Source organism: Nocardia panacis (assembly GCF_003598715.1).
GTDB classification, from domain to species: Bacteria; Actinomycetota; Actinomycetes; order Mycobacteriales; family Mycobacteriaceae; genus Nocardia; species Nocardia panacis.
On sequence record NZ_QZFU01000012.1, the window covers coordinates 66,495 to 85,978 of the forward strand.

Annotated in this window: 15 protein-coding genes; 11 read left to right on the forward strand and 4 right to left on the reverse strand. The window is 68.1% G+C overall.

Annotated elements, in window-relative coordinates; all coding sequences use genetic code 11:
• Nucleotides 1-13 precede the first annotated feature (13 nt).
• Nucleotides 14-2,158, forward strand: coding sequence for a S9 family peptidase (locus tag D5S18_RS04085; RefSeq protein WP_120038154.1), 2,145 nt, complete (start codon nucleotides 14-16; stop codon nucleotides 2,156-2,158).
• Nucleotides 2,159-2,244: 86 nt separating this feature from the next.
• Nucleotides 2,245-2,946: a DUF2334 domain-containing protein gene (locus D5S18_RS04090; RefSeq protein ID WP_120038156.1), complete on the forward strand. Its 702-nt coding sequence runs from the start codon at nucleotides 2,245-2,247 to the stop codon at nucleotides 2,944-2,946.
• 186 nt (nucleotides 2,947-3,132) lie between these two features.
• Here the strand turns inward: D5S18_RS04090 and gad are convergent, their stop codons facing one another.
• A complete protein-coding gene (gene gad / locus D5S18_RS04095; protein WP_120038410.1) occupies nucleotides 3,133-4,524 on the reverse strand; it encodes a glutamate decarboxylase in 1,392 nt (463 codons plus the stop codon).
• 195 nt (nucleotides 4,525-4,719) lie between these two features.
• Between gad and D5S18_RS04100 the strand changes: the two genes are divergently transcribed.
• Nucleotides 4,720-6,078: a dipeptidase gene (locus D5S18_RS04100; RefSeq protein ID WP_120038412.1), complete on the forward strand. Its 1,359-nt coding sequence runs from the start codon at nucleotides 4,720-4,722 to the stop codon at nucleotides 6,076-6,078.
• 87 nt (nucleotides 6,079-6,165) lie between these two features.
• Here D5S18_RS04100 and D5S18_RS04105 read toward each other — a convergent pair whose 3' ends face one another.
• Nucleotides 6,166-6,813, reverse strand: coding sequence for an MBL fold metallo-hydrolase (locus D5S18_RS04105; protein ID WP_120038158.1), 648 nt, complete (start codon nucleotides 6,811-6,813; stop codon nucleotides 6,166-6,168).
• Between the two features lie 100 nt (nucleotides 6,814-6,913).
• Between D5S18_RS04105 and purS the strand changes: the two genes are divergently transcribed.
• Nucleotides 6,914-7,150 (forward strand): phosphoribosylformylglycinamidine synthase subunit PurS, encoded by a 237-nt coding sequence (gene purS, locus D5S18_RS04110; RefSeq protein WP_120038160.1) that lies wholly within the window; start codon nucleotides 6,914-6,916, stop codon nucleotides 7,148-7,150.
• Nucleotides 7,147-7,824: a phosphoribosylformylglycinamidine synthase subunit PurQ gene (purQ, locus tag D5S18_RS04115; RefSeq protein ID WP_120038163.1), complete on the forward strand. Its 678-nt coding sequence runs from the start codon at nucleotides 7,147-7,149 to the stop codon at nucleotides 7,822-7,824. Before purS ends, purQ begins: the two co-directional genes overlap by 4 nt.
• A gap of 7 nt (nucleotides 7,825-7,831) precedes the next feature.
• Here the strand turns inward: purQ and D5S18_RS04120 are convergent, their stop codons facing one another.
• Nucleotides 7,832-8,908, reverse strand: a complete 1,077-nt coding sequence (locus tag D5S18_RS04120) for a substrate-binding domain-containing protein (RefSeq protein WP_120038164.1) — start codon at nucleotides 8,906-8,908, stop codon at nucleotides 7,832-7,834.
• A gap of 50 nt (nucleotides 8,909-8,958) precedes the next feature.
• On the opposite strand from D5S18_RS04120, the gene D5S18_RS04125 reads away from it, so the two are divergent.
• Nucleotides 8,959-9,384 carry a MarR family winged helix-turn-helix transcriptional regulator gene (locus D5S18_RS04125; RefSeq protein WP_120038414.1) on the forward strand — a complete coding sequence of 142 codons (426 nt, stop codon included), beginning with the start codon at nucleotides 8,959-8,961 and terminating at the stop codon, nucleotides 9,382-9,384.
• 365 nt (nucleotides 9,385-9,749) lie between these two features.
• Nucleotides 9,750-11,063, forward strand: coding sequence for a M18 family aminopeptidase (locus D5S18_RS04130; protein ID WP_120038166.1), 1,314 nt, complete (start codon nucleotides 9,750-9,752; stop codon nucleotides 11,061-11,063).
• On the opposite strand, the gene D5S18_RS04135 is transcribed toward D5S18_RS04130, so the two are convergent.
• The gene (locus D5S18_RS04135) at nucleotides 11,012-12,328 is read right to left on the reverse strand and encodes a glycosyltransferase 87 family protein (RefSeq protein ID WP_239003523.1); all 1,317 of its coding nucleotides are present in this window, start codon (nucleotides 12,326-12,328) and stop codon (nucleotides 11,012-11,014) included. The genes D5S18_RS04130 and D5S18_RS04135 overlap by 52 nt on opposite strands.
• Before the next feature lie 242 nt (nucleotides 12,329-12,570).
• On the opposite strand from D5S18_RS04135, the gene purL reads away from it, so the two are divergent.
• The 4 genes from purL to D5S18_RS04155 all read left to right on the forward strand — a co-directional run bounded on the left by purL (nucleotide 12,571) and on the right by D5S18_RS04155 (nucleotide 19,481).
• Nucleotides 12,571-14,865, forward strand: a complete 2,295-nt coding sequence (gene purL, locus D5S18_RS04140) for a phosphoribosylformylglycinamidine synthase subunit PurL (RefSeq protein WP_120038168.1) — start codon at nucleotides 12,571-12,573, stop codon at nucleotides 14,863-14,865.
• An 84-nt stretch (nucleotides 14,866-14,949) separates the two neighbouring features.
• Nucleotides 14,950-16,683, forward strand: a complete 1,734-nt coding sequence (locus D5S18_RS04145) for an alpha/beta hydrolase (protein ID WP_120038418.1) — start codon at nucleotides 14,950-14,952, stop codon at nucleotides 16,681-16,683.
• On the forward strand, nucleotides 16,680-17,315 hold the full coding sequence (locus D5S18_RS04150; protein WP_120038170.1) for a CPBP family intramembrane glutamic endopeptidase: 636 nt from the start codon (nucleotides 16,680-16,682) through the stop codon (nucleotides 17,313-17,315). Before D5S18_RS04145 ends, D5S18_RS04150 begins: the two co-directional genes overlap by 4 nt.
• Before the next feature lie 132 nt (nucleotides 17,316-17,447).
• Complete coding sequence (locus D5S18_RS04155; protein ID WP_203236581.1) at nucleotides 17,448-19,481, forward strand: ATP-binding protein; 2,034 nt, start codon at nucleotides 17,448-17,450, stop codon at nucleotides 19,479-19,481.
• The last annotated feature ends 3 nt before the right edge of the window (nucleotides 19,482-19,484 follow it).

Genomic DNA, 19,484 nt, shown 5'->3' on the forward strand with positions numbered 1-19,484 from the left:
TAGTGTGGTGCCCATGTCTGTCGAGAGCGTGACGGCCCCGATCGCCAAGCGGGTGCCGACCGAGCGGGTACACCACGGCGATACCTTCGTCGACGAGTACGAATGGCTGCGCGACAAGCAGGATCCCGAGGTCATCGCGTACCTCGAGGCGGAGAACGCCTACACCGAGTCGCGCACCGCGCACCTACAGGGCCTGCGGGAGAAGATCTTCGGCGAGATCAAGGCGCGGATCAAGGAGACCGACCTCTCGGTGCCGCACCGGATGGGCGAATTCTGGTACTACGCACGCACTTTCGAGGGCAAGCAGTACGGCTCCTCGTGCCGCTGCCCGATCGATGCGCAGGCCGAGGGCATCGACGCGTGGACCCCGCCGAAACTGGAACCGGGCGTGGACATTCCGGGCGAGCAGGTGCTGCTGGACCTGAATGAGCTGGCCGAGGGCCACGATTTCATCTCCCTCGGTGCGTACGCGGTGAGTTACGACGGCAACCTGCTGGCCTATTCGGTGGACACCGTCGGCGATGAGCGCTACACGCTGCGGGTGAAGGATCTGCGCACGGGTGCGCTGCTGTCCGACGAGATCGCGGGCATCGCGCCGAGCGCGGTCTGGTCGCTGGACGGAACGCACCTGTTCTATCAAACCGTCGACGAGTCGTGGCGGCCGGACACCGTGTGGCGGCATCGCCTCGGCACCCCGCGCGAGCAGGATTTCCAGGTCTTCCACGAGCCCGACGACCGCTACTGGGTCGGTATCGAGGCCACCCGTTCCGAGCGGTACCTGTTCATCGTCTCCGCCTCCAAGATCACCACCGAGTATCGGGTGCTGGCGGCCGACGATCCGGAGGGCGAGTTCCGGGTGGTGCTGCCGCGCCGCGACGGCGTCGAATATTCGGTGGAGCATGCCGTCATCGCGGGCGAGGACCGCTTCCTCATCGTGCACAACGACGAGGTGGCCGGGGTCAAGGCGGAGAATTTCGTCCTGGCCGAGGCGCCCGCCGCCGATCCGTCCGCCATGACGATCCTGATCGGCCACGACGAGAATGTCCGACTCGAGGGTGTGAGCGCCTTCGCCGATCACCTGGTCCTCGGCTACCGTCGCGAAGCCCTGCCGCGCCTTGCCATTTGGCCGCTCACCGCGACGGGTTACGGCGAGCGCCGCGAGTTGGCGATCGGTCCGGAACTCGCCACGGTGGGCACCGCGGGCAATCCCGAGTGGGCGCAGCCGACCCTGCGGGTCTCGGTGGGTTCGTTCATCACGCCGGGGCAGATCTTCGACTATGTGCCCGCCACCGGAGAACTGTTGCTGCGCAAGGAAGAGGAGGTGCTCGGCGGCTACGACCCGGACGAGTACGCGCAGCGCCGGGAGTGGGCGGTGGCGCGCGACGGCACCCGCGTCCCGATCTCGCTGGTCTGGAAGAAGGAATTCACCGGAACCGGGCCGAAACCGCTGCTGCTCTACGGATACGGCTCCTACGAGACCAGCCTGGACCCGTACTTCTCGGTCCCGCGCCTTTCCCTGCTGGACCGGGGCATGGTCTTCGCCATCGCGCATGTGCGCGGCGGCGGCGAGATGGGCCGCTACTGGTACGAGCACGGCAAGACGCTCACAAAGATGAACACTTTCACCGATTTCGTCTCCTGCGCGAGCCATCTCATCGATACCGGTGTCACCGAGGCCGATCGCATGGTGGCCGACGGCGGCAGCGCGGGCGGGTTGCTGATGGGCGCGGTAGCCAATCTCGCGCCGGAACTGTTCGCGGGCATACTCACCGGCGTCCCCTTCGTCGACCCGCTGACCTCCATCCTGGATCCCGCGCTGCCGCTGACCGTCATCGAATGGGACGAGTGGGGTAATCCGTTGGCGGACAAGGACATCTACGACTACATGAAGTCGTACTCGCCCTACGAGAATGTCGCCGCCAAGGACTACCCGGCCATCCTCGCGACCACCGGCCTCAACGACACCAGGGTGCTCTACGTCGAACCGGCCAAGTGGGTCGCCAAACTGCGCGCCACCAAGACCGGCGACGCGGCGCTGCTGCTCAAGACGGAGATGAGTTCGGGCCACGGCGGTGTGAGCGGTCGCTACGAGCGGTGGAAGGAGATCGCCTTCGAGGACGCCTGGATCCTCGATATCGCGGGTCTCGCCGACGCCTGAGCCTCGGCCTGCCGCGCCACTCAGGATTCTTCGCGCGGTCACCGCGGCTGCACGCCGGGTACATCTGCGCCTGGCACCGTTGCTTCATGAACGCTGAGCTGATCGTTTCCGTCTCGGGGATCAGGGATGCCACCCTGGCGGACGCGATCGAATTCGCCGAGGAGATGGATCGGCGCGCGGTGCGGCTGTCGCTGCTGGTCGCGCCCCGATTGAAGGGGCGCTACCGGCTGATCGACGATCCGGCGACACAGTCCTGGCTGCGCGGTCGGCGCGCCCGCGGCGACGCGATCGTGCTGCACGGATACGACCAGGCGGCGACCAAGCGTCGCAGGGCCGAATTCGCGACGTTGCCCAAGCACGAGGCGCGGCTGCGGTTGATGGCGGCGGATCGGGTGCTCGAGCAGGCCCAACTGCGCACCCGGTTGTTCGCCGCGCCGCGCTGGGATATCTCGGCGGGTGCGCTGCAGGCGCTGTCGCAGGTGGGATTCCGGTTGGCGCTCGGCCTGACCTCGATCCTGGATCTGGACCGCGACACCGTACAGAAGGCCAGGGTGTACGGCATCGGGGAGGGTTTCCGGGCCGAACCGTGGTGGTGTCGGGCGCTGGTGCTGGGCGCGGCCCGCACCGCGCGACGCGGCGGCCTGCTGCGGTTGGCCGTCTCCGGCGCGCAATTGGGGCGTTCCGGACCGCGTCAGGCCATTGTGGACGCGGTCGATCTGGCGCTGTTCCACGGCGCGGTCAGCGAGGTGTACCGGTGGGAGCCGTACTCGCTGACCCGCGCCGCCTAACGGTCGCCGCGGCTGCGGGGAGCCCTCGGACGGCCTTTGGTCGGTGTCGTCGGAGGCGAATCCGGCAAGCCCCGGCGCGACCGGTCCGCGTCGCCGCTCGGCGCATGGCGAAATGCCGAGCGGCGGCGCGCGATTGAGCGCCGAGCCTGCGCTGCGCGATTGAGCGCGAAAGCAACGCTGCGCGGGTCAGTGCGGCCGGTGCATGCGCACCGCGGGCGTGGCATTGTGGGTGAACCCGCCCGATTCCTCCTGTGTCATGGAGGTGCTCGGCGGATGCCGATCCAGTTGCGCCATCGCCCTTTTCATATCCTCGAGCAGCAGATCGGCCATATCGCGGCTGAATCCGTGCCGCACCAGCACCCGCATGATGGTTTCCGCGCCCCGGTCGGCGGGCAGCGGATAGGCGGCGACCAACCAGCCTCTGGTGCGGAGTCGGTCGGACAGGTCGTAGAGGTTGTAGGTCTGTTCGCCCGCCAACCGCCAGGAGACCGCGGCAATGCCCCGGTGCGGGTCGCCGCCGTGGATGATCTCGAAAGGTCCCAGTGCGGCAATGCCTTTCGCCAGATGTTTGGCCACCCCGTACAGCGCGGATTGGACCAGTGTGTAGCCGACGCGACCTAGTCGGATGAACTGGTAGTACGAGGTCACCACCTGTCCGCCGGGCCGGGAGAAATTCAGGTTGAAGGTGGCCATATTGCCGCCGAGGTAGTCCACATTGAAGATCAGTTCGGCGGGCAGGTCCGTCGCCTCGCGCCAGATCGCCCAGCCGGAGCCGAGCGGGGCCAGCCCGGTCTTGTGTCCGGAGGCATTGATGGATTTGACCCGCGACAGCCGGAAATCCCACACCAGGTCCGGTGCGGTGAACGGTGCGAGGAATCCGCCGCTGGCCGCGTCCACGTGAATCGGGATATCGAGTCCCGTGGCGGCCTGCAACTCGTCGAGCGCCCGGCTGATCGCGGCGACATCCTCGAAAAGCCCGGTGAAGGTTTGACCGAAGGTCGGCACCACCATGATGGTGTTCTCGTCGCAGTGCGCGGCGAGGTCGTCGGCGTGCATGGTGAGCCGGTCGCCGCGCAGCGGAATCTGGCGGATCTCCACATCGAAGTAGCGGGCGAACTTCTCCCAGCACACCTGGACCGGCCCGCACACGAAATTGGGAATTCCCTTGCCGCCCTTGGCGCGCCAACGGAATTTTGCGGCCAGGCCGCCGAGCATGGCCGCCTCGCTCGATCCGGTGGTCGAGGTGCCGAGGGTGTGCGCGGGATCGGGCGCGTGCCACAGGTCGGCGATCATCCGCACGCAGCGCTGCTCGAGTTCGGCCGTCTGCGGGTATTCGTCCTTGTCGACGATGTTCTTGTCCAGGGATTCGGCCATCAGTCGCCGCGCGTGATCGTCGACCCAGGTGGTGCAGAAGGTGGCCAGATTCATCCGGGAGACGCCGTCGAGCAGCAGTTCATCGTGCACGATCTGGTACGCGACCTGGCCGAACATCTCCGCTTTGGGGAAGGCGGCTTTGGGCGCCCCCGCTTCCAGCGGGAACATGGTGAACAGATCATCGGATTCGGTTGATTCGGGCATCGCGACCTCCACATCGAATCAGGTGTCGCCGAGAACTCTAGGCCCTGCGTCACTGCGTGACAGGACCCGAGCGAACGCGTGGGTTCCTCCTGTTCTGTGCTGTCCGCCCTGTTCGGCCGGTATGTCGTGATATTCATGGGATGTGGTGCGTCGGCGTCCGCGCCCGATCCAGCCAACGACGAAGTGAGGTCACCGATGACATCCGATACTGCCCGCACGGCCGAACTGCGCGACCGGGTCGCCGCCCTGCGCGATCGCACGAAAGCCGATCTCGCCGAGTTGGTTTCGTTTCGGTCGGTGGCCGACCCGCGCCAGTATCCGGTCCAGGAGTGCGAGCGCGCGGCCCAGTGGGTGGCCGACGCGTTCGCCGCCGCGGGGCTGACCGAGGCCGCGCTGCACGACACCCCGGACGGCACGAAGGCCGTGATCGCCCGCCGTCCCGCGCCGCCCGGCGCGCCGACGGTCCTGCTGTACTGCCACTACGACGTGCAGCCGCCGCTGGATGAGGCCGCGTGGGACACCCCGGTGTGGACGCTCACCGAGAAGGACGGCCGCTGGTACGGGCGCGGCGCGGCCGACTGCAAGGGTGGCGCGATGATGCACCTGACCGCCCTGCGCGCGGTGGGCGATGAGTTGAACGTCGGCGTCATCCTGGTCGCAGAGGGGTCGGAGGAGCAGGGCACGGGCGGTCTGGAGCGCTTCGTCGAGGCCAATCCCGAACTGCTGCGCGCCGACGTCATCGTGATCGGCGACTGCGGCAATTTCGCGGCGGGCAGGCCCACCTTCACCGAAACCCTGCGCGGCATAGTGGATGTCGTGGTCACGGTGCGGACCCTCGCCGGGTCGCTGCATTCGGGCATGTACGGCGGTGCGGCCCCCGACGCGCTGGCCGCGCTCATCGGGCTGCTGGGCACCCTGCGCGATGCCGAGGGCAACACCACCATCGCCGGTCTGCCCAATGATCAGACCTGGGCGGGTGTGCAGTATCCGGCGGATCGTTTCCGCGCGGACGCGGTGGTCCTCGACGGCGTCGAGGTCCTCGGATCGGGATCGGTAGCCGATATGCTCTGGGCGCGACCGGCTTTGACGGTGCTGGGTATCGACGCGCCCCCGGTCGTCGGCTCGACGCCGTCTATTCAGGGCACGGCGAGCGCGCGACTCAATCTGCGCATCCCGCCGGGTATCGAGCCCGCCGAGGCGCAGAAGCTGCTGATCGCGCACCTCGAGGCGAACGCGCCGTGGGGTGCGCGGGTCAGCGTCGAGCCCGCGGGTCTCGGCGAGCCCTTCGCGGCCCGGTCGGGCGGCCCCGCGCGCGCCGCGATGGAGTCCGCCCTCGCCGCCTCCTACGGTCGCCCGGCGACCACCCAGGGCCAGGGCGGGTCGATCCCGCTGTGCAATGTGCTCGCCGAAACGTATCCGGACGCGGAGATCATGCTGATCGGCGTGGTGGAACCGGAATCGCGGATCCACGCGCCCAATGAGAGCGTCGATCCGAACACGATCGAGCACATGGCCCTGGCCGAGGCACTGTTCCTGTCCTCCTATGGGGCTTAGACCCAGCCCCGCTCCGGCCGTGCGCGAGTTCGGGAGTGCGTCATCCGGACGCTCCTGCGCATTCGCTGCGGCCATGCGCGGTGCGTCTCAAGGCAGCTCGATCTGATCCTCTGCCTCGATGACCCGGAATTCGCTCGCGGGCGGCCCCATCTCGGCCAGCCGCCCGAAGTAGATGCCCTGGGCCTCCGGTCGGATGATGCCGAAGTGGATGGGGATGGCGGTGGCGGGCCGCACGGCGCGGAAGTAGTCGACGGCCTCGCTGATCCGCATCCACGGCGCGGCGGCGGGCAGTGCCAGCACGCCGACCGGCACCGGCGGCACCCACAGGGAATCGCCCGGATGCACCAGCTGCGCGGGATCCTCCGGCGTGCCGAGTTGGAAGACGGTGTTGTCGATGACGGGCAGTTCCGGATGAATCACCGCGTGTCGCCCGCCGCCGCCGGTGATCTGCAGGTCACCGAGCCGCACCACGGCGCCCGCAGGCACCGCCTGCCAGGGCTCGCCGCGCTGTTGGGCGGTCTGCGGATCGCTGAACAGCGCGGCGTCGGGGTTGGCGGCGAGCAGCGCCTCGATCCGGTTCGGGTCGATGTGGTCGGGATGCTGGTGGGTGACGGCGATGGCGTCGAGTCCGGTCAGTCCCTCGAAGCCGTGCGAGAAGGTGCCTGGATCGAACAGCACCCGCTTGCCCCGCATTTCGACGAGCAGACACGAGTGACCGAAGTGGGCTATGCGCATTCGGTCATGCTATTGGTCGGTGCCCGCGACCCCGGGGATATGCGGGGCGGTCGGGACAACTAGGCTGCTGAGGTATTCCGCACCAGCTAAGGAGCAGCGCGTGGCACGTGTCGTGGTCGAGGTGATGCCGAAGACCGAGATCCTGGATCCGCAGGGGCAGGCCATTGTCGGGGCGCTCCCGCGCCTGGGATTCGCCGGTGTCGCCGATGTGCGGCAGGGCAAGCGTTTCGAGCTCGAGGTGGACGACAGCGTCGGCGACCACGAGCTCGAGCAGATCGCCGAGGCGCTGCTGTGCAATACCGTGATCGAGGAGTGGAAGGTGGTCCGGCTGCCATGAGCGCGCGGATCGGTGTCATCACCTTCCCCGGCAGCCTCGACGATGTCGAGGCTGCCCGCGCCGTCCAGTTGGCCGGTGCGGAGTCGGTCGCCCTCTGGCATGCCGACGCGGACCTGAAATCGGTCGACGCCGTCGTCATCCCCGGCGGCTTCTCCTACGGCGACTATTTGCGCGCGGGCGCCATCGCCCGCTTCGCCCCGGTGATGGGCGAGGTGGTGCGCGCGGCGGGCCGCGGCCTGCCGATCCTGGGTATCTGCAATGGTTTCCAGGTGCTGTGCGAGGCCGGGTTGCTGCCCGGCGCGCTGACCCGCAACGAGGGTCTGCATTTCGTCTGTCGCGACGAGTGGTTGCGGGTGGATTCCACCGCCACGGCGTGGACCGCCCGCTACGAGTCGGGCGCGCATGTGCTCATCCCGATCAAGCATGCCGAGGGCCGCTACCAGGCCTCTCCGCAGGTGCTCGACGAGTTGGAGGGCGAGGGCCGGGTGGTCTTCCGCTACGCGGCGGAGAATCCGAACGGTTCGCAGCGCGATATCGCGGGCATCGCCTCGGCCGATGGTCGGATCGTCGGCCTGATGCCGCATCCGGAGTACGCCACCGAGGCGCTCACCGGCCCCAGCGACGACGGCCTCGGCATGTTCCTCTCCGTCATCGACACCCTGATCTCGGCCTGAGCGCGAATCAGGTTATCCGGGCGAGGATTTCGAACGACAGGCCGGCGGCCACGGCGATATGGCCGGGTCGCACGGCCTGATTGCCTCGGAATCCCTTTGTGCCGCCGGGAGTTTCGAGTTGAACCCCGGCATCGATCGCGGCGTGCATGACGGGCACCTCGAGCGATCCGGTGGTCTCGGTGAGCGATTTGAGGGCGTGCACGGCCTCGTAGCTCATATTGCCGAAGCTGGTGAGCGCGGGGGCGAAGCTGCCGTGCATGCGGTGGTAGCGGGCCACCCGGTCGCGGTCGTCGGGGGCGCGCGGGTTGATGAAGAAGCTGGAGGCCACGTAGAAGTTGTGGTTGGCTCCCGCACCGCCCGCCAGTAGCACGTTCTCGTCGGCGGCCGGGCTGATCCGGATCTGCTTGTTCGCGCGGCCGGTGGCGGCGAACTGCCGGTTGAACCGCGCCACATCGGCCCCTACCAGCAGGATGATCACGCCGTCGGCTCGGTCCAGCGCGGGATCGGCGAGGAATCCGCCGAAATCGGGGACGCCGAGCGGGATGAATCGCTCCAGGACCAGTGCCGAGGGATGCGGCAGGCTTTCGCGAATGGCCATGGCGGACACCCTGGGCCAGATGTAGTCGTTGCCGATGATGGCCCAGCGCCACACGCCGAGTTCGCGTTCGAGCCAGCGGATGGCGGGCAGTGTCTGTCCGGCCGGATGTTCGCCGAGCATGAGCACGCCGGGCAGTTCGTCGCTCAGGCCCTCGTGTCCGGTGGCGTACAGGTAGGGCACCCGGCCCCCGTTGGCCCGTGAGACGGCCAAGCGCACCGCCGAGGTGTGCCAGCCGGTGAGCGCGTGCACCATTCCGGTGGCCAGGAGCGCGGAAACCTCGTCGGCTACTTCGCGTGGCGCGCGGCCGCCGTCGATATTCGTGGTACGAATTTCGCGGCCGAGAATTCCGGTGCCGTCGTTGATTTCGTTCACCGCCAGAGAAATCGCCGCGTCGCAGGAGGGTGCGACGATACCGCCCGGTCCCTGTAGCGGAACTATGTTCAGGATCTCGATCGTGTCGTCAGGGGTCTCGCCGAACGCCGACATTCGGTACTCTTCTCTACGTTCGATCGAAATTCAGGCTAGGCGGGGAAATGATGACGACCATTGTAAGCGGATATTCGACGCTGCATGGTGTGCTGCGGGCCGCTGAGCGCGGTTGGCTGCGTCACTTGGACGAGGCGCTGGTTGCCAGACAGCTCACCGCCGACCAGTGGTCCATGCTCTCCAATCTGTCGCCGGATACCGGCATCACCATGAGCGAATTGGCGGCTCGTTCGCAGTTGGCGCCCTCCTCGGCGACCAGACATGCCGATTTCCTGGCCGAACGCGGACTGATCTTCCGGATCGCGGCGGCCGACGACCGGCGGCGCATCCTGATCGGTCTGAGCAGGCTGGGTGTGGATCTGGTGGCCGCGGTGCGCAGTGAGGAGTCGCGGGCCGAGCAGTCGCTGCGCAGTCGGATCGGTGCGCGGCGCTACAGCGAACTCATGCGGTTGCTGGAACTTGTCGCGGTCGATTGACGGATTCCTGTCGCATTTGTCTGATTGGTCGGATTTTGCACGATATCGGACGCGATCGGCGCACCGGCCGAGTTTCCGAATGAAATAAATTCATCCGATGACCGGAACCTGCGCGATGATGCGAATCCGTTGTGACGAATTCGGACATGGTTCACATATGCGTCAGCAATGATCGACGGTTGCCGCCGATTTTCCGTGAATCGCGCTGTCGAATCGGTCATATCCGATCGGTCATATCCGATCCGGATGAAAGTCGAATCGACTTACTCGATCCCGGCGGTACCGCATAAATTTCGACATTCGACGGGTTCGGCGCCGGTCATTCCGGCGGCGATCACCGCGGCGGGACTGCCTAGGATTCGGGTATGCCTGCTACCACCACCTCCGCAACCGCCGCCGGCCTGTGCGCGTTCATCGATGCCGCGCCCTCGCCCTTCCATGTCGTGGCGCAGGTCGCGGCGGAGCTGGCGGCCAACGGCTTTACCCCGCTGACCGAATCCGCGCCGTGGGGGTCGAGCGAGGGGCGCCACTATGTCGTGCGCGGCGGCTCCCTCATCGCCTGGGCCGCACCGGATTCCGCCGATATCGGGCACCCGGATCCGGCAATGCCGTTCCGAATCGTCGGCGCGCACAGCGACAGTCCGAACCTGCGGGTCAAACAGCATCCGGATCTGTGGAGCGCGGGCTGGCAGCTGGTCGGGCTCGAGCCCTACGGCGGCGCCTGGCTGAACTCCTGGCTGGACCGCGACCTCGGGCTGTCCGGCCGGCTGAGCGTGCGCGACGGAAATACCGTGCGCGAGCAGTTGATTCGCATCGATGAGCCGATCCTGCGGGTGCCGCAACTGGCCATCCACCTGTCCGAGGACCGGCGCGGGGTCAGTCTGGATCCACAGCGGCACGTCAACGCGGTGTGGGGAGTCGGCGCCGGTCCCGCCTCGCTGCTGGACTACCTCGCCGCGCGTGCCGAACTCGCACCCGCCGACATCCTCGGCTGGGAGTTGATGACCCACGATCTCGCGCCGAGCGGTCTGATCGGCCGCGACCGGGACCTGGTGAGCGCGCCCCGCCTCGACAACCAGGGCACCTGCTACCCGGGTCTGCGCGCCTTCCTCGCCGCCCTCGACGCACCGGGGGCGGCCATCCCGGTCCTGGCGATCTTCGATCACGAGGAGGTGGGCAGCCAGTCCGATCGGGGCGCGCAATCGGAATTCCTGCCGACCGTGCTGGAGCGCGCGGTGCTGGCCCGCGGCGGCGGCCGCGCCGAATTCCTCGCCGCCGCGGCCGGATCCGTCTGCGCCTCGGGCGATATGGCCCATGCCACCCACCCCAACTACGCGGACCGGCACGAACCGGCGCATCGCATCGAGATCAATGGCGGTCCGGTGCTGAAGGTCAACCAGAATCTGCGCTACGCCACCGACGCGGCGGGCGCGGGCGCGTTCGCGCTGGCCTGCGCGCAGGCCGGGGTGCCGCTGCAACGCTATGTGCATCGCGCCGATCTGCCGTGCGGATCGACCATCGGCCCGATGACCGCCGCCCGCACCGGAATCACCACCGTGGATGTCGGCGCGCCGCAGTTGGCCATGCATTCGGCCAGGGAGCTGATGGGCGCGGCCGATGTCGCGGCCTACGCCGCCGCGCTCGCCGCCTTCCTCACGCCCGAGGCCGACGGTCGGTAGCGGCACACCGCGAAGACCAGCACCCCGAGCGTCGCGAGGACGTAGCTGCTGCCGAGGATCCGCTGCCACCAGGACCAATCCAATTCGAGGTCCCGGCTGTGCGGCAGCAGCCACTGCGGGCCGATCAGGAACAGCAGCGCGAATCCGCCAACGGCCGTGCGGAATCCGAGGCCGTCGCGACCTCTCGCGATGGCATCGGCGGCCACCACCAGCGCGGGTGCGATCCACACCCAGTGATGCGACCACGACACCGGCGAGACCAACAGCACCATGGCGGCATTCACCAGCAGTGCGGCCACGGTCGCGCCCGCGCGCAGAAGTCGGCGCATCCACAGCACCGCCAGCACGAAGACCACCGCCGACAGGCCGATCCACAAGGCCGTCGCCGCCCCGTCGGCCAGGCCGAGCCGGAAGGCGAAACCCTTGATCGACTGGTTGCCCGCGAAGAAGGGCGGTCCGATGCGGCCGGTGTCGGCGACGGTGTGGAACCAGTACTCCACCGAATCGCTCGGGAACAGCAGGAATCCCACCCCGACCGCCGCGGCCGCCGAGACCACCATGGTGATGGCGGCCTTCCAGTCGCGCCGCAGCACGAAGTACAGCAGGTAGGCCGCCGGGATGAGTTTGATGGAGACGGCGATGCCGATGAGCATCCCGCGCGGCCAGAACGGTTTGCGCGCCAAGCAGTCCAGCGCGATGGCCGCCATCAGCACCAGGTTGATCTGGCCGAAGCCGAGGGTCTGGCGCAGCGGTTCGAAGACCTGGGTGATCGCGACGAGTCCGATGATCAGCGCGATCCGCGTCGGACGCGGCAAACCCGGCCGGACCCGGTCGAGCACCAGCCACAGCGTGAGGGCCAGGCTGCCCAGCGAGGTGGCCAGCACCAGCAGTTCGGCCAGAGCCAGCGGCATCAGGGCCAGCGGCGCGAAGAACAGGGCGGCCAGCGGCGGATAGGTGAAGGGCAGGCCGATGCCCGCGACGGGAGGCATCGGGCCGTAGAGGTCGCCGTTTTCCAGCCAGACCCGCGCGCCATTGCGGTAGACCTGAAGGTCGATGTACCCGCTCCACCAGTGCGCGAGCAGGGAGACGACGGCCGAAACGAGGAACAGCGCGGCCGCAGCAATCAGCCGGCGCACCTGTCGCCGCGACACTTCCGGCCCACCGGTCGCCGCCGCGGAATGATCATCCGATGCCTGCTCCGGTCGCGGCTTGTCCGTGGCGACCGACTGCTCGCCCTGCCGCGCGACCCCCGATCCATCGTTCACCGGCACAGGGTATCGGGTACGCGCCGGCACGCCATCGGGCAACCCGCGAGGCAACACCTCGCGCGCTGCGCGGCAGCGCCATTGAAGGCGAACGCGGATCGGCGCGGCCGGTAGCAGGTCGCGCTGCCCTCACTCGTGGGGTGCGCGAGCGGCCCCTCTAGACTGGGCGCAGGCAGTTCGCCGCAACACAGTGACATTCCCGTCACCTCGCCGCATGCCCGGCCGAAAGGACCCTGTACCCCGTGACTCCGCAGGTCGACACCGTCAGCGCCGCCGCGGCCACCCCCGATGTGCCGCAGCCGTACAAGGAGCTCGGGCTCAAGGACGACGAATACGCCCGCATCAGGGAGATTCTCGGGCGCAGGCCCACCGACGCCGAACTGGCCATGTACTCGGTGATGTGGAGCGAACACTGCTCCTACAAGTCCTCGAAGGTGCATCTGCGCTACTTCGGTGAGACCACCACCGAGGAGATGCGCGCCTCGATGCTCGCGGGGATCGGCGAGAACGCGGGCGTGGTCGATATCGGCGACGGCTGGGCGGTCACCTTCAAGGTGGAGAGCCACAATCACCCGTCCTATGTCGAGCCGTATCAGGGTGCGGCCACCGGTGTCGGCGGTATCGTGCGCGACATCATGGCCATGGGCGCGCGACCCATCGCGGTCATGGACCAGTTGCGGTTCGGCGCGGCCGAGGCGCCCGACACCCGGCGCGTGGTGGACGGTGTGGTGCGCGGCGTCGGCGGCTACGGCAATTCCCTCGGCCTGCCCAATGTCGGCGGCGAGACCGTCTTCGATGCCTCCTACCAGGGCAACCCGCTGGTGAACGCGCTGTGCGCGGGCGTGATGCGGGTGGAGGATCTGCATCTGGCCTTCGCCTCGGGCACCGGCAACAAGATCATCCTGTTCGGTGCGCGCACCGGCCTCGACGGCATCGGCGGCGTCTCGGTGCTGGCCTCGGACAGTTTCTCCGGCGATGAGTCCGGCGCCGGTCGGAAGAAGCTGCCCAGCGTCCAGGTCGGCGACCCGTTCGCCGAGAAGGTCCTCATCGAGTGCTGTCTCGAGCTGTACGCGGCCAAACTGGTTGTCGGCATCCAGGATCTGGGTGGCGCCGGATTGTCCTGCGCCACCTCCGAACTCGCCGCGGCGGGCGACGGCGGCATGCACATCGACCTGACCAAGGTCCCGCTGCGCGCCAAGCACATGACCCCGGCCGAGATCCTGTCCAGCGAATCCCAGGAGCGCATGTGCGCGGTGGTGACGCCGGAGAATGTGGACGCCTTCATGGCGGTCTGCCGCAAGTGGGATGTGCTGGCCACCGTCATCGGCGAGGTCACCGACGGTGATCGCCTGGTGGTCACCTGGCACGGCGAGACCGTGGTGGACGTGCCGCCGCGCACCGTGGCGCACGAGGGGCCGGTGTATCACCGCCCGGTCCAGCGCCCCGACGAGCAGGACGCGCTCATCGCCGACAGCTCCGATCGGCTCAGCCGCCCGAAGACTCCGGAGGAGCTGCGGGAGACCCTGCTGCGGATGGTGTCGAGTCCGCAGCTGTGCAGCCGCCGCTGGATCACCGAGCAGTACGACCGCTACGTGCGCGGCAACACCGTGCTCGCCGAGCACGCCGACGCGGGCCTGATCCGTATCGATCCGAGCACCCGGCGCGGTATCGCGCTGGCCACCGACGCCTCCGGCCGCTACACCAAACTCGATCCGTACACGGGCGCGCAGCTCGCGCTGGCCGAGGCGTTCCGCAATGTCGCCACCACCGGCGCCACCCCCAAGGCCGTCACCAACTGCCTGAACTTCGGCTCGCCCGAGGATCCGGCGGTCATGTGGCAGTTCCAGCAGGCGGTGCGCGGCTTGGCCGACGGCTGCGCCACCCTCGGCATCCCCGTCACCGGCGGCAATGTCAGCTTCTACAACCAGACCGGTTCCGACGCGATCCTGCCGACCCCGGTGGTCGGCGTGCTCGGCGTCATCGATGACGTGCACCGGCGCATCCCCACCGGCATCGGCCTGGAGCCGGGCGAGACGCTGATCCTGCTCGGCGAGACCCGCGACGAGTTCGGCGGCTCCATCTGGGCGCAGGTGGCCCACGATCATCTCGGCGGGGTGCCGCCCAAGGTGGATCTGGCCCGCGAGCAGTTGCTGGCCGAGGTGCTGGTCGCGGGTTCGCGCGACGGCATGATCAGTGCGGCGCACGACCTTTCGGAGGGCGGCCTGGCCCAGGCCGTGGTCGAGGCGGCCCTCTCGGGCGAAACGGGTTGCCGCATCCTGCTTCCCGAGGACGCCGACCCGTTCGTGTCGCTGTTCTCCGAATCGGCGGGCCGGGTGCTGGTCGCGGTGCCGCGTTCGGAGGAGACCAGGTTCACCCGCATGTGCGAGGCCCGCCAATTGCCGTGGGCGCGTGTGGGCGTGGTGGATCAGGGCTCGGATTCGGTTGAGGTGCAGGGCCAGTTCTCCCTCACCTTGGCCGAACTGCGCGAGGCATTCGAAGCCACCCTGCCCCGTCTGTTCGGCGCCGCGCACGATTAGTCCGAATGTGATGTTGGCCCGTCGCGCCGCGTGGCGCGACGGGCCGTGCGCGAAACGCCGCAGCGGGGCGGCCATACTGGTTCGATGCCCGAGACCGCCACGACGCTGACAAGGTTGCGCGCCGGAGGTATCGTGCTGATCCGCCGCGTCGAGCGGATTGTCGATCTGAACTATGTCGGGCTCGTCGTCGCGACGGTGTTCTTCGCGCTGTCGGTGACGCCGTCGCTGCTACCGCGCGACTGGTTGTTCCAGGGGCTGATCAGCGGGGTCAACGCCGCACTCGGCTACGGTCTCGGCTGCCTGGTGGAATGGGTGTTCCGGCTGTGGATTCGGCCGCGAATCAAATACGCCGGGCCGCCCGGCTGGGCGCGCGACGCGATCAAGTCGGCGGTGGTCTTCCTGTGCGGGGTCACCGCGGCGGCGATGCTGGTGCAGTCGGCGCGCTGGCAGCGCGAGATCACCGCGCTGATGGGGATGACGGGCACCACCACGCCCGCCTACCTGCGCACGGGTCTGCTCAGTGTGATGGTGGGCGCGGTGCTGGTGGCGGTGTATCGGACGCTGCGCGTGATCATTCTGTTCCTGGCGCGCTGGCTCAACCGGTGGGTGCGGGTGCCGCGCGAACTCGCGCCCGCCGCGGGTTTCCTGGTGCTGGTCGTCGCGATCGTCACCATTTACAACGGTGTCGCGGTGCGCGGTTTCTTCGCCGTGGCCAATCAGGCGTTCAGTGTGCGCAACGACCACAACTCGCCGAATGCGGTGCAGCCGCAACTGCCCGAGCGTTCCGGCAGCCCGCAGTCGCTGGCCAAGTGGGACACACTGGGTTTCGAGGGCCGCTGGTTCGTCTCGCACGGGCCGACCGCGAGCAAGATCGCCGAGGTCACGGGGCGGCCCGCCAAGGAGCCGGTGCGCGCCTATGTCGGTCTGGAATCGGCGAAGAACGGTATGCCGCAGGAGGAGTTGGCGGTCGCTGAACTCGAGCGCGCGCACGCCTTCGACCGCAGGGTGCTGGTGGTGATCACCACGACGGGCACCGGCTGGGTCAACTCCTTCGCGGCGGGGGCCGTCGAATACATGTACGGCGGCGATTCGGCGCTGATCGCCTCGCAGTACTCGTATCTGCCCAGCGTGCTGTCCTTCTTGGCGGACCGGAGCAAAGCGGCGCAGGCCGGGCGCAAACTGTTCGACGCGGTGTATCAGCACTGGTCGGCGCGTCCGCCGGACGCGCGGCCCAAACTGCTGGTCTACGGGGAGAGCCTCGGGTCGCAGGGGTCGGAGGCGGCCTTCGACGGGTTGGCGGATCTGCGCACCAAGGTCGACGGCGCGCTGTGGGTGGGGCCGCCGAATTCCAATCGACTGTGGCAGCAGTTCGTCCAGCGGCGCGATCCGGGCTCGCCGGAGGTGCGACCGGTCTACGCCGACGGGTTGGTGGTCCGATTCGCCTCGGACAGCGGCGATCTGGCGCGTCCGTCGGCGGAGTGGCGCGCGCCTCGCATCGCCTACCTGCAGCACGCTTCGGACCCGATAGTCTGGTGGTCGACGGATCTGATTCTGTCCCAACCGGATTGGCTGTCCGAGCCGCGCGGTTCGGATGTGTCCACGCAGATGCGGTGGTGGCCGTTCGTGACGTTCTGGCAGGTGGCGGCCGATCTGACCAATGCGCAGGGCGTCACCGACGGACACGGTCACCGCTACGGCAGCCTGGTGCTCGACGGATGGGCCGCCATCGCCGCGCCGCCGGAATGGACCTCCGCCGTCTCCGACCGGGTGCGTGCCGAACTCGAAGTCGCCGAGCAGAACGAGCGCGAGATCAAATGAGAACCGTCGCGGCCGCCGCGCTTCCGCTCGCCTGGAGCACCGGTGTGCTGCCCCGGCTCGGGTTGGGTCTGCGCGGGCGCACCGCCGCCAATGCCGCGTTCGCCACCGGTTATCTCCTGGTCTTTCACGGCAGGCCGAACTGGCTGTCCGCCAAGGGTTTGCGGGTGGGCGCGGTCGCCGCGGGCGCGGTCGCGGCCGGGGTCGGCGCGGCCCTCGCCATCCCGGCTACGCGCACCCGACTGCGCACGCTCGACCGCCCCCAGCCCGAGGCGCCGTTGGCGGAATGGGTTGCCTTCCACATCCCGCTCGGCACGGTCTACCCGGAGGAGACGATCTTCCGCGGCACCCTCGATCCGCTGCTCGAATCCGAACTCGGCGCGCGCCCGGCGGCCGTATTGTCGCCAATCCTGTTCGGCCTCTGGCATATTCAGCCTGCCCGCGCGGCCGGGGACAGTATCCCCGCGACCGTCGCCTTCACCACCGCGGCGGGCGCGATCCTCTCCGGACTGCGTCGCCGCACCGACTCGGCCCTCGCGCCGAGCCTGCTGCATCTGGCCGCCAATGTCGGCGGCGCGCTCGCACCGCGCCTGGCCGGGCGCACCGTTACCGGGCGGTTGCCAAAATCCCGGTGACCGAGTCCGAAAACCATACTGCCCGTTATGAATAGGACGTTGATCGTTCAGTTGGCGGACAACCGGGCGCGGGATCATGGAGGTGTCCGGGGGACCGGATGAGTCGAAAGCGACGAGTCTCGGGCAGGAATCATGGATGTTCGCGATATCGGGTCCGCGCACAAGTACACCATGCGCATCAGTCGGCTGACCATCGACAAACTCGGAATACGACTCTACGACAGGGTTTCGGCGGTGCTGGCCGAACTCATCGCCAATTCCTACGATGCCGACGCCACCAGGGTGGATGTGGCGCTGCCGTGGGGTGTGACGCTGGCGGGCACGGTGCACGACGCCGACCGCGAACCCTATGCCATCGTCGTGCGCGACAATGGTCACGGTATGACCGCCGCCGAGATCAACCAGCACTATTTGATGGTGGGTTCGGATCGTCGGGTGCGCACCGGCAGCGATATGTCGCGCCGCCTGGAGCGACCGGTGATGGGCCGCAAGGGAATCGGCAAACTGGCGGCATTCGGCATTTGTCGCACCATCGAGGTGATCTCGGCGGGCGGCACCGACACCGAGCGTACCGAGCACGGTTGGCCGGTGGCCAATATCGTGATGGATCTCGAGGATATGCTCTCCGACACCGACCACGACTACCACCCGAAGCCCGGTCCCGCCGACGGCACCCATCTGCCCGAACGCGGAACCACGGTGATCCTGCGGGACTTCTTCCGCAAGCGGGTGAATACCGGCCCGGAATTGAGCCGTCAGCTCGCCGCCCGATTCGGTCTGGAACGTGCGGACTGGCAGGTGTGCGTGCGCAACAATCTCGCCATCGGCCGCCAGCAGATGTTCATGCTCAGCGATCTGCCCATCGATCTGATGGAGGAGACCAGAATCGATGTCGCCAAACGGCCGGTGCGCATGGGCAATCTGTTCCTGCCCGTCGCCGGGTGGGTGGCCTACTCCAAACATCCGTACCGGGATGAGGCCATGGCGGGCGTGCGGATCTACGCGCGCGGCAAGTTGGTGGCCCAGACCAGGGATTTCGGTATCGCCGCCGGTTTCACCGGCGAATTCAAACTGCGTTCCTATCTGGTCGGCGCGATCCACGTGGACTGGCTCGACGACGAGGAGGATCTGGTTCGCTCCGACCGTCAGGACATCATCTGGAATTCCGAACGCGGCGAGGCGCTTTCGGCCTGGGGTCGCACCCTGGTGCGCGAACTCGGTCTGCTGGGCGAGAATTCGGTCAAGCGACGGGTGTGGGAGGAGTTCCTGGAGCGCTCCGATATCCGGGCCGTGCTCCAGGCGCTCGCGCCCAATGACGCCCTGTTCCGCAAATCGGTGCTGGACGCGGCCCGAATCCTGGTGAACAACAAGGACCGCGCCGCCCTGGACGACCGCTCCCATGTCGAGAGCATCGTCCGCCTGGCGCTTTCGCTCGGCCCGCAGCGCAGCCTGCTCGACACCCTCAAGGAGGTGGCCGAGGACAGCGACAATCGGCTGGACGTGGTGGTCGCGCTGTTCGAGACCGCGCGGGTGGCCGAGGTCTACTCCCTGGGCCAGATCGCCTCCGAGCGGGTGGCGGTGGTCAATCGACTCCAGGATCTGATCGATGACCGTCGCTCGCTCGAACGCCCCTTCCAGGAGTTGATCGAGCGCGCGCCCTGGCTGCTGGCCCCCGAGTGGACGCCGCTGGGGATGAACGAATCGCTCAAGCGGGTGCGGGCGGGCTTCGAGCGCTGGTATGCCCAGCGATTCGGCGTCGCGCTGGTCACCACGGCCATCGGCAGCGAGCGGCGCGAACCGGATTTCGTGCTGCTGCACGACGCGGGCGAGCTGTGGATCGTGGAGATCAAGCGGATGGATTACCACCTCACCGACGAGGAGTACAACCGCGCCATCAACTATCTCTACGCGCTGGATCGGTTCCTCGACGACAATCCGCGCATCGGCGAGCAGTTCCCGCGCCGCAGGCTCACCTTCATCGTCGACCACATCGACAAACTGGGGCCTGCCTCGGTGTCCTCACTGGCCAGCGACAACCGGATCGATCGGCGCACCTGGCGCGAACTGCTCGACGCCACGCTGCGCGCGCACCGCGACTTCCTCGACCGGGTCTATGCCATGCGGGTCGGCGAGCCGCAGGACAGCGGTCGCGCCGTCGGCGAATAGGTC

What these genes read in the sequence shown, in the direction of transcription:
- D5S18_RS04085 (WP_120038154.1), top strand. Translation starts at nt 14, where the DNA reads ATGTCTGTCGAGAGCGTGACGGCCCCGATCGCCAAGCGGGTGCCGACC.
- D5S18_RS04090 (WP_120038156.1), top strand. Translation starts at nt 2,245, where the DNA reads ATGAACGCTGAGCTGATCGTTTCCGTCTCGGGGATCAGGGATGCCACC.
- gad (WP_120038410.1), bottom strand. Translation starts at nt 4,524, where the DNA reads ATGCCCGAATCAACCGAATCCGATGATCTGTTCACCATGTTCCCGCTG.
- D5S18_RS04100 (WP_120038412.1), top strand. Translation starts at nt 4,720, where the DNA reads ATGACATCCGATACTGCCCGCACGGCCGAACTGCGCGACCGGGTCGCC.
- D5S18_RS04105 (WP_120038158.1), bottom strand. Translation starts at nt 6,813, where the DNA reads ATGCGCATAGCCCACTTCGGTCACTCGTGTCTGCTCGTCGAAATGCGG.
- purQ (WP_120038163.1), top strand. Translation starts at nt 7,147, where the DNA reads ATGAGCGCGCGGATCGGTGTCATCACCTTCCCCGGCAGCCTCGACGAT.
- D5S18_RS04120 (WP_120038164.1), bottom strand. Translation starts at nt 8,908, where the DNA reads ATGTCGGCGTTCGGCGAGACCCCTGACGACACGATCGAGATCCTGAAC.
- D5S18_RS04125 (WP_120038414.1), top strand. Translation starts at nt 8,959, where the DNA reads ATGACGACCATTGTAAGCGGATATTCGACGCTGCATGGTGTGCTGCGG.
- D5S18_RS04130 (WP_120038166.1), top strand. Translation starts at nt 9,750, where the DNA reads ATGCCTGCTACCACCACCTCCGCAACCGCCGCCGGCCTGTGCGCGTTC.
- D5S18_RS04145 (WP_120038418.1), top strand. Translation starts at nt 14,950, where the DNA reads ATGCCCGAGACCGCCACGACGCTGACAAGGTTGCGCGCCGGAGGTATC.
- D5S18_RS04150 (WP_120038170.1), top strand. Translation starts at nt 16,680, where the DNA reads ATGAGAACCGTCGCGGCCGCCGCGCTTCCGCTCGCCTGGAGCACCGGT.
- D5S18_RS04155 (WP_203236581.1), top strand. Translation starts at nt 17,448, where the DNA reads ATGGATGTTCGCGATATCGGGTCCGCGCACAAGTACACCATGCGCATC.